Here is a 13,527-nt window from a genome sequence, read left to right as displayed (position 1 = left end):
TCCCCTCCGTGTCGCGACGAGATTACCCGGGATGCACGGCGGCCGAATGTGCGCCGCCTCACGCAGGGACGACAGCCTCCCGTGACGTCCATCACGGAAGGCGCGGCCGGCCGGGCGTAGGGTCGAACCACGCTTCATCCACCGGCGACACCAGTCCATACCGGGACCACGCCATATCAGGAGGTTGTCATGAACAAGCTCACCATCGCCGCCACCGCGCTCTTCCTGGCTTCGACCGCCGCAGCCCATGCCGGCAATACGATCTCGTTCCAGATCGAAGGCCAGCACATCCGCATCGAGACGCCGCGCAACTGCGCCTCGCTCAATTGCGTCACCATCGTCGCGCCGGGCCTGTCCGACAAGCCGATCAAGCTGAACAACATCAACCTCAAGGGCCTCGGCGGCTCCAAGGACGATGACATCGACACCACGCCGGCTCCGGCGACCACGACCGCGCAGCCCGCCCCGGCTCCCGTGCAGCAGGCACCGGTGCAGGCGACCGCGCCCGCCGCGCCTGCGGTTGCTCCCGCTGCCCCGGCGGCGACGGTTGCCGCCGCTCCGTCCGTTGACACGACGACACAGCCTGCGCCCGCTCCCGTCGCGGTTGCTCCCGCGCCGGCTCCGGTTGCCGCCGCGCCCGTGGCGGTTGCCAACACGCCGATCGGCATCTGGGCGACCGAAGAGAACAAGGGCAATGTCCGCGTCGAGCAGTGCGGAGCCAACCTTTGCGGCTACGCCGAGAAGACCAACGAACGCATCCTGATCAACATGAAGCCCGAGGGCTCGAAGTGGAGCGGCCGCATCCATGATCCCGACTCCGGCCGCAACTACGACTCGACGATCGCGATGAAGGGCCCGAACACGATGCGTGTGCAGGGTTGCGCCTTCGGCGGCATGTTCTGCGGCGGCCAGACCTGGAAGCGCGTGAGCTGAGGCGAAGGTGTCATCCCGGGCGATGCCAAGCATCGACTCGGGATCTAGCACGACAACTTGAAAACGCCATGTCCTTCGCCGGACGTGGCGTTTGAACATTCACCCCTCCCGTGCGACACATGTTCATCCGCCATTCAGCTGACCCCGGCTGATATCGACGGATCTCGCCTCGCGTTCTCACCGGGACATCCTCGTGACTTCATTGGTGGCTTGGCGCCGCTTCGTGTTTGCGCTCGTGCTGCTGGCATTGCCGCCGGCCGGCGCGCGCGTGGCACTCGCGGCCGAAGCGATCGAGCTTGCACAGGCCCAGCCGCAAGCACAACCGGCGCCCGCCCCCTCGCCGGCGCCGTCGGCTTCGCCGGCACCGGCCACCGACGCGCAACCCGCCGCCGTAGAGCCGATCGGCAATGTCGCGACCGTGACGGGGATCGCGACCGTGATCCGCGACAAGAACTCGTATCCGCTGCGCGTGCGCGACGACATCTATCTCAACGACGTCGTGCAGACCTCGTCGAACTCCTCGCTCGGCATCACCTTCAACGACGCCACCACGTTCAACCTCTCCGCCGGCGCGAAGATCACCATCGACACTTACGTCTACGAGGACGGCGGCAAGCAGAACGCAGGCGTCTTCGATATCGGCAAGGGCACGGTCGCGTTCGTCGCGGCGGCGGTGGCCAGGACCGGCGACATGAAGATCACCACGCCGACGGCAACACTCGGCATCCGCGGCACCACCGGTGTCGTCGACGTGCCCGAAGGCGCAGCCGCCAACCGCACCAGCAACGTCAACATCAAGCTCTACCCCGACGCGGACGGGCGGGTCGGTCACATCGACGTCGACGACCGCACCAGCGGCACGCGGCTCGGCGCGCTGACGCAGGCATCGAGCGGCTTTGCGATCCGGCCCGGCGCCGGCATGCGCTTCGCGGCCGTGCCGATCACGATCCCCGCACAGCAGATCGCGCGCGACCGCGGCTTCGTCAGCCAAGTGCATCTGGCGCAGAGCACGGGCCGGCAGATCGTCACCGAGCAGCGCGACTTCCGCCGCGCCAATCCGGCCGCGAGCCCGCGCATCCCGCGGCCGTTCCAGCCGCCGCAACAGCAACAATTGCGCCCGAGCCCAACCCCGGGCCAACAGCCGCAGCGGCCGAACGGCCAGCCCGGTCAGAACAATCGCCCGGGTCAGCAGCAACCGGGCGCACCGGGACGCCAAGGCGCGCAGCCCCCGCAGCGGCAGGGCCAAGGACAAGGCGGCGCGGTGCAGTCGGGTGGCCCGCGCGCGGGCCAGGGGCAGCAGCAACAAGGCCAGCAGCAAGGTGCGGGACGTCCAACAGGCCGGCCGCGAGCCGGGCAAGGCACCCAGCCTAACGGCGCGCCGCAAGCCCAGCCGCAGCGCGGCGGCCAGATTCCAACGGGGCCCGGGGGAGTCGTGCCTTCGCAGCCGCAAGCACCGCACACCGGATTGCAGCCCGGCCAACCGGCACTGCCGCCTGCGGCTCAAGCGCCCGGCCTGCAGCGCCCTGGCGGATTGCAGCAGCGCCTCCCCGCCGCGCAACGCCCCGCACCCCCGCGCAAACCGGCGCCGGCTCCGAAGGAGAAGGAGCGGCGGTGACCGTCAACGCGGCGGCCGCGTTCGCCCGGTAGTGCTGGAGAAGCACCACTCTCTCCTCCGTCATTGCGAGCGCAGCGAAGCAATCCAGAGTCCCTCCATGGAAAGATTCTGGATTGCTTCGCTACGCTCGCAATGACGGCTTGGAGGGAGCTTGCGCTCTCAAGCGGCGTGAAAAAATCTCACGCCTCGCCGCGCAGCCAGGCCTTCACCTTCTGCAGCAAACCATGCCGCAGCTCATCGACGGAATCGGCTTCGGCCGGTGTCAGCGACTGCAAGGCCGTATCGATGTCGTCGGCTGCGAGCGGCGGTGTCGGCTCGGACGACGACACCAGCCCCGCCGCCGCGAGCGCGATTGGGCCGATCTGCGTCAGGAACACGCGCTCATATTCGCGCGACAACCGCGCGAGCGCATCGTCCAGCGTCAGCCAGTCCACCGCCTTGATGTCGTTCATCAGCTTGCGGACGGGGCCGCCCTCGGCCTCCATACGCCAGAAATGCACGACCTTGGAGCGCCCGCCCGACTGATAGACGAGCGTGCCGAGGAATTCGTGGATGGCGACCTCATGGCCGGTCTCTTCCAGCACCTCGCGGTGCGCGGCCTGCTTCGGCGTCTCGCCGTCGTCGAGCTTGCCCTTGGGCAGGACCCATTCGTTGCGTTTGCGCTGGCGCACCACCGCGATCAGCGGCGGCTCGCCACGCCGCAGCACAATACCACCCGCCGCCATCACCGGCGCCCGCGCCATCACCAGATCCGTGTCGTCGATTCGTCCCCGCAGACGATATAGGCGGCGGGGACGGCCGATTGAAGGCTAGTTTTTTCTCAGCAGCGCTTGACCGGCGCGGATGCGGGTGCCTTCGGCGATGCCGTCGCAGAACGAAAAATCGCCGGGCGCAAGAATGATGATGGTCGAGCCGTGCTCGAACCAGCCGAGCTCCTCGCCTTTGCTCACGTTGACATCGCACGGGAAGTTGACCGGCCCCCGGGTCTGCGCGTTCAGCACCATGTCGAGGAAGTGCAGTCGGATGCTCGCGACCAGGATCGCAGCGACCGGCACCAGCGTCACGGCCTCGCCGCTCGACAGATGCGTGCGGATCACCGCGCGCTCGTTCTTGCAGAACAGGCGCTCGACGCGCTTCAGCGCGATCGGGTTGACGTTCCAGACGTCGCCATGGATCAGCGTGACGCGCTCGATATGCGCGTCAAAGGGCGCATGGAAGCGGTGATACATGCTCGAAGTCAGCCGCAGCGTGACGAAGCTTCCGTTGCGGTGCTGGTCGACCAGCGCGGAATCACCGAGCAGATCGAGCAGCGAATAGGGCGCGCCCTTGACCTGGAACAGCTCGGTGTCCGCGATCCGGCCATGGGCGCCGACGATGCCGTCGGAAGGGCTGGCGACGACGGAAGGATCGGGATCGAACGGCCGCAGGCCCGGCTTGAGCTCCCGGGTGAAGCAGTCGTGCAGGCTCTTGAAATGGGTCTTTCGCGCCTCCGACAGATCGAGGTCGGAGAACAGCTTCCACAGCGCGATCGAGCCGTCCCGAATGAGCGGGTTCTCGATCTTCGAGAACCAGCCCATGAAGCGGGTCAGCGCGGCGCGGGGGATGCGGTTGGTCAACAGGAAGTTGAGGTCTTCCTGCTGGGTGAAAGAGGCGATGAGGGTTTTGACTGTCATGAATCTGTCAGCTCGCAGTATTAGCGCTTGTTGTCATGGAAACGACACTCCCGATTCTCTCATTTTCCGTGGCCGCCGCAGCGTCCGCTGCCGCCGTCCTTCCGAAGATCAAAGCGCGGGTCGAATTGTCCCGCGCCAAGCACCGCTCGCTCGCCGGCCACTCCAAGATGTCGCGCCGGGTGGCCAAGCTGCTCCCGTTCTACGAATTCGAAGGCGACGACTACTTTGCCTGTGACGGCGCGCCGGCGGACATCGCGGCCCGGCGTAAGGACGGCTTCTTCCGCCTCGCCAAGTTCTACGCCGAGCGCTACCCCAGGGGCCGCGCGATGACGAAGGAAGCGGCGGAAAGGATCTCCGACCTGCGCTTCACCGAGACCTACCGCGTGCCGTTCCAGTTCTCGCGTCTGGTCCGCGAGCATCTGGGCACCTCGACCTTCATGGAATCGTCGAGCGGCGTCACCGTCACGGATGTCGACGGCAACACCTCCTACGACCTCACGGGGTCCTACGGCGTCAACATCTTCGGCAACGACTTCTACAAGGAGTGCATCGAGGGCGCCGAGAAGCGGGCGCACGCGCTCGGCCCGGTGCTCGGCCCTTACCATCCTTCCATCCTCGATAACGTGACAAGGCTCTGCCAGATCTCTGGCCTCGACGAAGTCTCGTTCCACATGTCCGGCACCGAAGCCGTGATGCAGGCCGTGCGGCTCGCGCGCTACCACACCAGGCGCTCGCATCTCGTCCGCTTTGCGGGGGCCTATCACGGCTGGTGGGGCGACGTGCAGCCCGGTGTCGGCAATCCTATCCCTGCGCACGAGACCTACACCCTCGCCGAGATGTCCGAGAAGACCCTGCATGTGCTGCGCACGCGCAAGGACATCGCCTGCGTGCTGGTCAATCCGCTGCAGGGCCTGCATCCCAACGGCAACGCCCCCGGCGATTCCTCGCTGGTCGACAGTTCCCGCGGCGGAAATTTCGATCGCGCTGGCTACACCGAATGGCTGAAGAAGTTGCGCGACGTCTGCACCGAGCGCGGCATCGTGCTGATCTTCGACGAAGTCTTCGTCGGCTTCCGCCTCGCCGCCGGCGGCGCCCAGGAATACTTTGGCGTCAAGGCCGACATGGTGACCTACGGCAAGAGCCTCGCCGGCGGCCTGCCGGTCGGCGTGGTCTGCGGCAAGAAGGAACTGATGCGCCGCTTCAATGACGACCGTCCCGCCGACATCTGCTTCGCCCGCGGCACCTTTAACTCGCATCCCTACGTCATGACGGCGATGGACGAGTTCCTGAGCCGGCTCGCCAGCCCGAATTTCCGCGCCATCTATGACGGGCTGGACGCGACCTGGAACGGCCGCGCGCAGAAGCTCAACCAGATGATGACGGAAGCCGGCCTGCCGGTGCGGTTCGCGAACTTCTCGTCGATCTGGACGGTGAAGTACGACACGCCGTCCCGCTACAACTGGATGCTGCAATACTACCTGCGCGCCGAAGGCCTGTCCTTGAGCTGGGTCGGCACCGGCCGGCTGATCTTCAGCCTGAACTACACCGACGCCGATTTCAGCGAAGTTGCCGACCGCTTCGTCCGCGCCGCCACGAAGATGAAGGCCGACGGCTTCTGGTGGCACGACGGCGTGCTCACCAACAAGCAGATCAAGCGGCAGATCTTGAAAGAGATGCTGGCCAAGCGCTTCGGGCGCTGAGGCTTCGTCACACTTAGCCCCGATCTCCGCGCGCCCTTCTCCCTCGCCCCGCTTGCGGGGAGAGGGTTGGGGTGAGGGGGACTCTCCGCGAACGCGGTGAGAGTTGTTGAGCAGCCCGCTAGCAGCGCCCCCGCGGAGAGCCCCCCTCACCCGAATTTGCGCTAGGCGCAAATTCGACCTCTCCCCGCGCGCGGGGAGAGGTGAAAGAGACACCGCCTTCGCGGCCCCCAAGACGTGGATGCCCGGCACGAGGCCGGGCATGACGCAACCATCAGACATCGGAGTGTTGTATGTACGCGGCGCGCTCAGGCGTGCTGCTCTTCGAGCGTGGGCTCGTCGATGAAGCCCAGCGTGTGCTCGGGGTTGAGATGCAGGCCGGGATCCATCAGCTCGCCGCGCATCAGCGCCAGCGGCGCATTGCGGTAGAGCATCAAATCGTGGAAGGGGTCGGTCAGGATCTTGGTCATCCAGACGAGGCCGGTCTCGACGTCGCGGATGAAGAACAGATGCACGGTGCGGAACAGAAGACCGCCGCCGCCCACCACGAGCCAGATCTTGGCAACCTGCCGCATGAAGTCGGTCGCGCTGGCCCAGGGCGTGAACAGGCCGAACAGCGTGGGATCGACGAACAGCACCAGCGGCGACAGCGCCCAGATCGACATCAGCACGACCTTGCGCTGAAGGTTGTAGCCGACCTTGATCTCTTCCTTGTGCTCGTGCGTGGCCTGGTTGATGTGGTCGTAGCCGTGCGGCTCGAAGAAGAAATGACCGGCCTGGCGCGAGGTCATCGAGACCAGCCAGCCCACCAGCCCGGAGACCACCGGATCGATGAAAAGCCAGACATAGGCGAACAGAAAGCTCAGCGCGCTGACGAAGTGCAGGCTCTGATTGATACGGCTGTGGTGATAGTAGCGATGGTCGTCCCAGCGCTGGATCCGCAGCTGCTCGAGATAATTCTTGATCATGCTCTCCCCCAAAATGCTTTCGGGTACGGGATTACAGGGATTCGATGTAGGCCGTATGACATCATCATTTTGTCATATGACGATGTGCAGCGGCGCGATGACGCACGGATTACTCTCTCCCCTCATCCTGAGGAGCGCGCTCTTGCGCGCGTCTCGAAGGATGAAGGCCGAGGTGCAGCAGCACGGGCCTTCATGGTTCTCCGAGCGACGCGAAGCATCGTCCAGGAGACGGCGCTTCGCGCCTCCTCACCATGAGGAGCAACGACGACGCTAGGCCGCCTTGGTGACGTCGACCTTGCGGAAGCGCACCAGCGAGAAGTGGCCGAGCGGCGGAATCAGGCGGCGCTCGGCGAGCTCGATGCCCTTCGCACCGGCGAGCCACTTCGCATAACGCGACCAGGCGAACTCGGCGGTGCGGAAGCCGAGCGGACGCACCACCGGCTGGAGCTTCTGCTCGATGAAGCGGCGGACGCCGGCATCGGCGCTGACGCGGGTCAGGATGATCAGCTCGCCGCCGGGGCGCAGCACGCGAGCGAATTCGTCGAGCGCGACTTCCGGATTCGGCACGGCGGTGACGACGTATTGGGCCATCACGACGTCGAAGGAATCATCGGGGAATTCGAGCTTCTCGGCGTCCATCACCGCAAGGCCCTCGACGTTCTTCAGCTTGCCCTCGGTGACGCGCTGGCGCGCCTTGTCCAGCATCGCTTCCGAGATGTCGGTACCGAAGATGCGCAGGTTCGGCGCGTAGAGCGGCAGCGAGATGCCGGTGCCGACGCCGACCTCGAGCACGCGGCCGCCGATCTTGTTGGTGGCCGCGATCGCCGCCTGCCGGCCCTTGGCGAACACGCCGCCGAACACCAGGTCGTAGACCGGCGCCCAGCGGTCATAGGCCTGCTCGACGGTGCCGCGGGTGAGGTCGAGCTGCTGGGTGCCGTCAAGGTTCATGATCTTAGCCATCGATGTGGTTCTCGCTGTGGTTCAAGACGTATGGGATCAACCGCGCACTGGCCGCCGCGCCATGCGAGGCGAGGCACGCAGGACGCGGCTGGGCTGGAGTGAGGTGAGGTTGCCGACGAACTGGCGCGCGCTGTTCTCCCAAGACCGCTCCAGCGCGAAGTTGCGGCAGGTCTCGCGCGACATGGTGAGCGCGCGCAGGCAGGCCGCGCGCAGATCGTGGTCGATCGCGCCGATCGGGTGATCGGCGATGACGTCCTTGGGTCCGGTGACCGGAAACGCCGCAACGGGCGTGCCGCAGGCAAGCGCCTCGAGCTGCACCACGCCGAACGTGTCGGTCAGGCTCGGGAAGACGAAGACGTCGGCGACGGCGAGATGCGACGTGAGATCCGCGCCCTTCTTCTCGCCGAGGAAGACGACGTCCGGATATTTCTTTTCGAGCGCAGCTTTCTGCGGACCGTCGCCGACGACGACCTTGGTGCCGGGCAGATCGAGCGAGAGGAACGCTTCGAGATTTTTCTCCACCGCCACGCGCCCCATGGTCATGAAGATCGGACCCGGCAGGTCGAGCTTGGCGGGATGATCGGGATGGAACAGCTCGGTGTTGACGCCGCGCGTCCAGAATCCCAGCCGCTTGAAGCCGCGCTCGGAGAGCTCCTGCCGCAGCGAGGGCGTCGCCACCATCGTCATCGCGGCAGCATCGTGGAAGTGGCGCAGCACGGCATAGCCGACGCTCGCGGGGATGCCGGTCCGCACCGAGACGTATTCCGGAAAGCGCGTCGTATAGGAGGTGGTGAAGGCGAGGCGGTTGCGACGGCAATAGGCGCGCGCGGCCCAGCCGATCGGACCCTCGGTCGCGATGTGGAGCGCGTCCGGCGCGGCCTTCTCGATCCGCCGCGCGATCTCCTTTCCGCTCGGCAGCGCGATGCGCAGGCCCGGATAGGTCGGCAGCGGCCACGACGGAAAGCCTTCCGGGGTCAGGAAGTCGATCTCGACGTCGAGGGCCTTGGCCGCGTTCGCCAGCGAGGTCAGCGTCCGCACCACGCCGTTGACCTGCGGATGCCAGGCGTCAGTCGCGATTAATACCCGCATCGGAAAATCCCGAGAGTTTGATGATTCTCGGCTTAGGACCATCAACGAAGGATATTTCAGGCGTGTGACGTCACAGAAGTGTCGGCCGGTTGTTTTGTTCGTTAACGGACCCCTGCGGCCACGAAACTGTCATGAAACAATCCTTTCCGCGACGAAACTGTTTTCGCTTCTCCGCGCAAACGTCCCGAAACGTTTTGCCGTTAGTGATCTAGGCAACAGAGCACCGGACATGGTGCCGCGGTGGCCGAGACCACCAATCAAACAGGGGCGATCACATGTTCAATCTGGATAGTTTCAAGACATTTTCGCGCGCCGCAGCTGTTGGCGCAGTTGCGATCTCCGCAATCGCGTTCGCCGGATCGGCCAAGGCCGCGCCGGTGCAGATTTTCCCGTTCTTCCAGCCGCTGCCGCCGATCGCCGCGCCACAACCGTTCCAGCCATATCAGCCCTATCAGGCGCCGACGTACCAGACCGAACCGTCCGAGGATCAGGACGTGGTCGAGACGCCGGCCCGTTTCCGCCGCCAGACCGTTGCCTACGCGACGCGTGAAGCGCCGGGCACCATCATCATCGATACGCCCAACACCTATCTCTATTACGTGCTCGGAGGCGGCCAGGCCCTGCGCTACGGCATCGGCGTCGGGCGCGACGGTTTCACCTGGTCCGGCGTGCAGTCGGTGACCCGGAAGGCCGAGTGGCCGGCCTGGACCCCGCCGGCGGAAATGATCGCCCGCCAGCCCTATCTGCCCCGCCACATGGCCGGCGGCCCCGGCAATCCGTTAGGGGCCCGCGCCATGTATCTCGGCGGCACCATCTACCGCATCCACGGCACCAATGCCCCCGAGACCATCGGCAAGCGCGTCTCGTCCGGCTGCATCCGCCTGACCAACGACGACGTCACCGACCTCTATTCCCGCGTCAACGTCGGCACCAAGGTGATCGTGCTGCCGATGACGGAGCGCAGAGCGGATCTCGGCGCCGCGACGCGGTAACGCGACAGGACATTGTGACGCAAAACGGCCTCGGAACTCACCGGGGCCGGTTTCGTTTGCTCTCGTCATCCCGACGCGCGCTGGTTGCAGCGCGATCCCCGATGGAGGCGCAGATGCAATCACACTCGCAGACATCGCCAGGCATATGGCTGCGCGCGATCGCAGGCGCCGGAGCATTGACGCTGCTCCTCTCCGCGCCCGCCTCGCTCGCGCAGCAGCCGGCGAGCGACGAGGGCGCCCAACAGGCCTTCAACAATTCCTGCCGCACCTGTCACTCGGTGAAGGAGGGCGACAACCGCCTCGGCCCCAACCTCCACAACATCGTCGGCCGCAAGGCCGGCGCGCTGCCGGACTACAACTACTCGCCCTCGATGAAAGAGGCCGGCTTCGTCTGGGACCAGGACAAGCTCACGCGCTTCATGGTCAAGCCGGACGAAATCGTGTCCGGCAACAAGATGCAGCCCTATGGCGGCATCTCGGCGGATGAAGCGGCGAAGGTGGCTGCATATCTACAGGCGGCGGGCGGCTCGCAATAGCGGCCCCTTCGCTCCGCAATGAGCCTCAACCACGCCGCCGAATGAACCGCGCTCATCAGCAGATACATCGGCACCATCCCGCCGAGCGAAAACCCACGCTCGGCGGCGCACAGCATGTCCGTCTGACCGCTGCCGATCACGGTCGTCAACACGGCCATGATCGCGAAGGCCGGGCTGGCTGCGAGGCCGAGCCATCTGGCAAGGCTGGCGGGATTAGTCACGTCCTTCCGCGGCCTCCCGACGGAACGCCTTCTCGCCGGCGTCCGAGATCTCCACCCATGTCTGGTCGGGCGCCGCACCCGCGTAGCTGTCGTGCCAGTTCCACCATTTATAGGTCGGCGTCTGCGGATAGCCTTTCGGCGAATCCTCCCAGACCTCCTGGCGGCCGAGCGGGGTGATGTCGAGATAGTTCCAGGTGCCGCCCATCTGCTCGTCGCCGCGGCTCTTGACGAAATAGGTGCGGAAGATGCGTGTGCCGTCGCGGAAGAACACGTTGGTGCCGTGCCATTCATCGACACCGAAATCGGCGTCGAAACTGTCGGTGATGGTGACCCACGGCATGGTCCAGCCCATTCGCTGCTTCAGCCTGATGATGTCGGCCTGCGGCGCGCGCGAGGCGAACACCAGCGTGGTGTCGCGCGCGTTCAAATGAGCGACATGGGCGACCTGGTCGGCCACCATGGAGCAGCCGCGACAGGCGTGATCGGGCCAGCCGAACACGCCGGGCTCGAAGAAGGCGCGGTAGACGATCAGCTGCCGCCGGCCCTGGAACAGATCGGCCAGACTGACCTTGCCGCCGGGCCCCTCGAACGCATAGGTTTTGGCGACTGCCATCCACGGCATGCGCCGGCGCTCGGCGGCGAGCGCATCGCGGGCACGGGTATGCGCCTTTTCCTTCACGAGCAGTTGCTGACGGGCGGCCTCCCAGTCCTGCGGCGACACCACCGGCGGTGTCTGCATGGCGGTCTGTCCGTTCGTCCCTGCGTTGTCTATTGATGTCATCATGGCTCTCCAAACCTCTCGGCTGACGTCCTGCCAACGATTTCTGGCACCAACCGGTTGCGCGGTGGGAGTAACAAGTGTGGCGGGATTTGAATGGAGTCGCTGATCACCGCTGCCGCGCGTGCGCTCGAGGCCGGCGATCCGCTCGGCGCGCTGAACCGCGTTGCGCTGCGCAACGACGCGCCGTCGCTGGCGCTGCGTGGCATCGCGATGGCGCAGCTCGGCGATCTTCCGAGGGCGAAGACGCTGCTGCGGAGCGCCGCGCGCGCCTTCGGTCCACGCGAGGCGGTGGCGCGCGCCAGATGCGTCGTGGCCGAAGCCGAGATCGCGCTGGTCTCGCGCGACCTGAGCTGGCCGGCGAAGACACTCGCGGCGGCGCGGGCCACGCTCGAACAGCACGGCGATCTCGCCAACGCGGCGCATGCCGGCCACATCGAGGCGCGCCGCCTCCTCCTTGTCGGGCGCCTCGACGAGGCCGAGCGCACGCTGGCCGAGCTGGTCACCTGCCCGCTTCCGCCGGCGTCGCAAGTCGTGCGCGAGCTCGTGCGCGCGGGCATCGCAATCAGACGCCTCAAGACGAAAGATGCGCGCGCAGCGCTTGGCCGCGCGGCGCGCGCCGCACGGCAGGCCGGCATCCCCGCGCTCGAAGCCGAAGTCGAAAGCACAAGGCTCGTTCTCGACACGCCCGCCGCGCGCTTGATCGCGCGCGGCGAGGCACGGCCGCTACGGCTCGAACAGGTCGAGGAGCTGGCGGCCTCCGGGGCACTCGTCGTGGACACGTTCCACAACGCCGTTCGCCAGCGAAGCACCGTCGTCTCGCTCGGCACGCGGCCGGTGCTGTTCGCACTCGCCCGCATCCTCGCGCAGGCATGGCCGGCGGATGTCTCGCGCGAGGCGCTGATGTCAGGGGCGTTTCAGGCCAGGCACGTCGATGACTCCCATCGCGCGCGCCTGCGGGTCGAGATCGGCCGCCTCCGCGCCAAGCTCAGGCCACTCGCCGATGTCAGCGCGACCAGGCAAGGCTTTGCGCTGGCACCGCGCAAGACGCGAGACGTGTTCGTGCTGGCACGGCCGGTCGAGGAGAAGCACGCCAGCGTCCTCGCCTTTCTCTCCGATGGCGAGCCGTGGTCGAGCTCGGCGCTCGCGTTGGCACTCGGCAGCAGCGCGCGCACGGTGCAGCGGGCGCTCGACGAGCTGGCACGCGCGAACAAGGTGCAATCGTTCGGACAGGGCCGCGCGCGGCGCTGGATGACCCCGCCCGTCCCCGGTTTCCCGACAGGCTTGTTACTCCCCGGACCGCTGCTGAAGACGTAAGATAAGTGCACATCACAGGGACCAGGCACATGAAACGTTCAGCCGCCGAGATCGTCAGGGAGTACGGGCCGTTTGCCGGCGTCGAGGCCGTGCATGGCGTCACCTATGACGGCACCCATCTCTGGTTCGCGTCCGGCGACAGACTGAACGCGGTCGATCCGGACAGCGGCAGGATCGCGCGCTCCATCGACGTCGCCGCGCATGCGGGAACGGCGTTCGACGGTCGTCATCTGTTCCAGATCGCCGAGGACCGCATCCAGAAGATCGATGCGGCGACCGGCAAGGTGCTCTCCACGATTCCGGCGCCGGGCGGCGGTGGCGATTCCGGATTGGCCTGGGCCGAGGGTTCGCTCTGGGTCGGTCAATATCGCGAGCGCAAGATCCACCAGGTCGATCCCGAAACGGGAAACATTCTCCGCACCATCGAAAGCAGGCGCTTCGTCACCGGCGTGACCTGGGTCGACGGCGAACTCTGGCACGGCACCTGGGAGGGCGAGGAAAGCGATGTCCGCCGGATCGACCCTGAGACCGGCAAGGTGCTCGAGCAGCTCGACCTGCCCGCCGGCACGATGGTGTCAGGATTGGAATCCGACGGCGCCGACCGCTTGTTCTGCGGCGGCGGCAGTCGCGGGAATGTGAGAGCGGTCCGCCGTCCGCGGCGCGGCTGACCCGCGCTAACCCGCCGCAACGCGCGTTCGCAGCCGTTAACCTGTTCGCCGCAATTCCACCCCATCGGTGCGCTCTAGCG

14 protein-coding genes are annotated in these 13,527 nt (G+C 66.4%); 7 read left to right on the top strand and 7 right to left on the bottom strand.

Going from position 1 to position 13,527, the window contains the following annotated elements; all coding sequences use genetic code 11:
- Positions 1-189: 189 nt before the first annotated feature.
- Both FNV92_RS08540 and FNV92_RS08535 read left to right on the top strand, forming a co-directional pair.
- On the top strand, positions 190-933 hold the full coding sequence (locus FNV92_RS08540) for a DUF2147 domain-containing protein (RefSeq protein ID WP_143841342.1): 744 nt from the start codon (positions 190-192) through the stop codon (positions 931-933).
- Between the two features lie 202 nt (positions 934-1,135).
- On the top strand, positions 1,136-2,548 hold the full coding sequence (locus FNV92_RS08535) for a FecR domain-containing protein (protein ID WP_168213750.1): 1,413 nt from the start codon (positions 1,136-1,138) through the stop codon (positions 2,546-2,548).
- 179 nt (positions 2,549-2,727) lie between these two features.
- On the opposite strand, the gene FNV92_RS08530 is transcribed toward FNV92_RS08535, so the two are convergent.
- Together FNV92_RS08530 and asd are read right to left on the bottom strand one after the other, a co-directional pair.
- Positions 2,728-3,291, bottom strand: a complete 564-nt coding sequence (locus tag FNV92_RS08530; RefSeq protein ID WP_143841344.1) for an NUDIX hydrolase — start codon at positions 3,289-3,291, stop codon at positions 2,728-2,730.
- 66 nt (positions 3,292-3,357) lie between these two features.
- Positions 3,358-4,221: an archaetidylserine decarboxylase gene (gene asd / locus FNV92_RS08525; RefSeq protein ID WP_143841345.1), complete on the bottom strand. Its 864-nt coding sequence runs from the start codon at positions 4,219-4,221 to the stop codon at positions 3,358-3,360.
- A gap of 35 nt (positions 4,222-4,256) precedes the next feature.
- Between asd and FNV92_RS08520 the strand changes: the two genes are divergently transcribed.
- Positions 4,257-5,921, top strand: a complete 1,665-nt coding sequence (locus FNV92_RS08520; protein ID WP_143841346.1) for an aminotransferase class III-fold pyridoxal phosphate-dependent enzyme — start codon at positions 4,257-4,259, stop codon at positions 5,919-5,921.
- A gap of 305 nt (positions 5,922-6,226) precedes the next feature.
- On the opposite strand, the gene FNV92_RS08515 is transcribed toward FNV92_RS08520, so the two are convergent.
- From FNV92_RS08515 to FNV92_RS08505, 3 genes are all read right to left on the bottom strand, one after another.
- The gene (locus tag FNV92_RS08515; protein ID WP_143841347.1) at positions 6,227-6,886 is read right to left on the bottom strand and encodes a hypothetical protein; all 660 of its coding nucleotides are present in this window, start codon (positions 6,884-6,886) and stop codon (positions 6,227-6,229) included.
- A 270-nt stretch (positions 6,887-7,156) separates the two neighbouring features.
- Positions 7,157-7,846 (bottom strand): class I SAM-dependent methyltransferase, encoded by a 690-nt coding sequence (locus tag FNV92_RS08510; RefSeq protein WP_143841348.1) that lies wholly within the window; start codon positions 7,844-7,846, stop codon positions 7,157-7,159.
- Positions 7,847-7,882: 36 nt separating this feature from the next.
- Positions 7,883-8,935 carry a glycosyltransferase family 4 protein gene (locus FNV92_RS08505; RefSeq protein WP_143841349.1) on the bottom strand — a complete coding sequence of 351 codons (1,053 nt, stop codon included), beginning with the start codon at positions 8,933-8,935 and terminating at the stop codon, positions 7,883-7,885.
- A 275-nt stretch (positions 8,936-9,210) separates the two neighbouring features.
- Here FNV92_RS08505 and FNV92_RS08500 point away from each other — a divergent pair, with 275 nt between their 5' ends.
- Positions 9,211-9,927, top strand: coding sequence for a L,D-transpeptidase (locus FNV92_RS08500; protein ID WP_015684223.1), 717 nt, complete (start codon positions 9,211-9,213; stop codon positions 9,925-9,927).
- Between the two features lie 113 nt (positions 9,928-10,040).
- A complete protein-coding gene (locus tag FNV92_RS08495; protein ID WP_015684222.1) occupies positions 10,041-10,463 on the top strand; it encodes a c-type cytochrome in 423 nt (140 codons plus the stop codon).
- Here FNV92_RS08495 and FNV92_RS08490 read toward each other — a convergent pair.
- Complete coding sequence (locus tag FNV92_RS08490) at positions 10,391-10,684, bottom strand: hypothetical protein (RefSeq protein ID WP_143841351.1); 294 nt, start codon at positions 10,682-10,684, stop codon at positions 10,391-10,393. The genes FNV92_RS08495 and FNV92_RS08490 overlap by 73 nt on opposite strands.
- Entirely contained in the window at positions 10,677-11,468 is a 792-nt protein-coding gene (locus FNV92_RS08485; RefSeq protein ID WP_143841352.1) for a DUF899 domain-containing protein, read from the bottom strand. The genes FNV92_RS08490 and FNV92_RS08485 overlap by 8 nt, the downstream gene beginning before the upstream one ends.
- A gap of 90 nt (positions 11,469-11,558) precedes the next feature.
- On the opposite strand from FNV92_RS08485, the gene FNV92_RS08480 reads away from it, so the two are divergent.
- Entirely contained in the window at positions 11,559-12,779 is a 1,221-nt protein-coding gene (locus FNV92_RS08480; RefSeq protein ID WP_143841353.1) for a helix-turn-helix domain-containing protein, read from the top strand.
- Between the two features lie 29 nt (positions 12,780-12,808).
- Complete coding sequence (locus FNV92_RS08475) at positions 12,809-13,447, top strand: Vgb family protein (RefSeq protein ID WP_143841354.1); 639 nt, start codon at positions 12,809-12,811, stop codon at positions 13,445-13,447.
- The last annotated feature ends 80 nt before the right edge of the window (positions 13,448-13,527 follow it).

This window comes from Bradyrhizobium cosmicum, assembly GCF_007290395.2.
Lineage (GTDB): Bacteria > Pseudomonadota > Alphaproteobacteria > Rhizobiales > Xanthobacteraceae > Bradyrhizobium > Bradyrhizobium cosmicum.
This window is presented reverse-complemented; position numbering and strand designations above follow the sequence as displayed.

Coding starts and splice junctions, on each gene's coding strand:
- FNV92_RS08540 (WP_143841342.1), top strand. CDS start 190: ATGAACAAGCTCACCATCGCCGCCACCGCGCTCTTCCTGGCTTCGACC.
- FNV92_RS08530 (WP_143841344.1), bottom strand. CDS start 3,291: ATGGCGCGGGCGCCGGTGATGGCGGCGGGTGGTATTGTGCTGCGGCGT.
- asd (WP_143841345.1), bottom strand. CDS start 4,221: ATGACAGTCAAAACCCTCATCGCCTCTTTCACCCAGCAGGAAGACCTC.
- FNV92_RS08520 (WP_143841346.1), top strand. CDS start 4,257: ATGGAAACGACACTCCCGATTCTCTCATTTTCCGTGGCCGCCGCAGCG.
- FNV92_RS08515 (WP_143841347.1), bottom strand. CDS start 6,886: ATGATCAAGAATTATCTCGAGCAGCTGCGGATCCAGCGCTGGGACGAC.
- FNV92_RS08510 (WP_143841348.1), bottom strand. CDS start 7,846: ATGGCTAAGATCATGAACCTTGACGGCACCCAGCAGCTCGACCTCACC.
- FNV92_RS08505 (WP_143841349.1), bottom strand. CDS start 8,935: ATGCGGGTATTAATCGCGACTGACGCCTGGCATCCGCAGGTCAACGGC.
- FNV92_RS08500 (WP_015684223.1), top strand. CDS start 9,211: ATGTTCAATCTGGATAGTTTCAAGACATTTTCGCGCGCCGCAGCTGTT.
- FNV92_RS08495 (WP_015684222.1), top strand. CDS start 10,041: ATGCAATCACACTCGCAGACATCGCCAGGCATATGGCTGCGCGCGATC.
- FNV92_RS08485 (WP_143841352.1), bottom strand. CDS start 11,468: ATGATGACATCAATAGACAACGCAGGGACGAACGGACAGACCGCCATG.
- FNV92_RS08480 (WP_143841353.1), top strand. CDS start 11,559: ATGGAGTCGCTGATCACCGCTGCCGCGCGTGCGCTCGAGGCCGGCGAT.
- FNV92_RS08475 (WP_143841354.1), top strand. CDS start 12,809: ATGAAACGTTCAGCCGCCGAGATCGTCAGGGAGTACGGGCCGTTTGCC.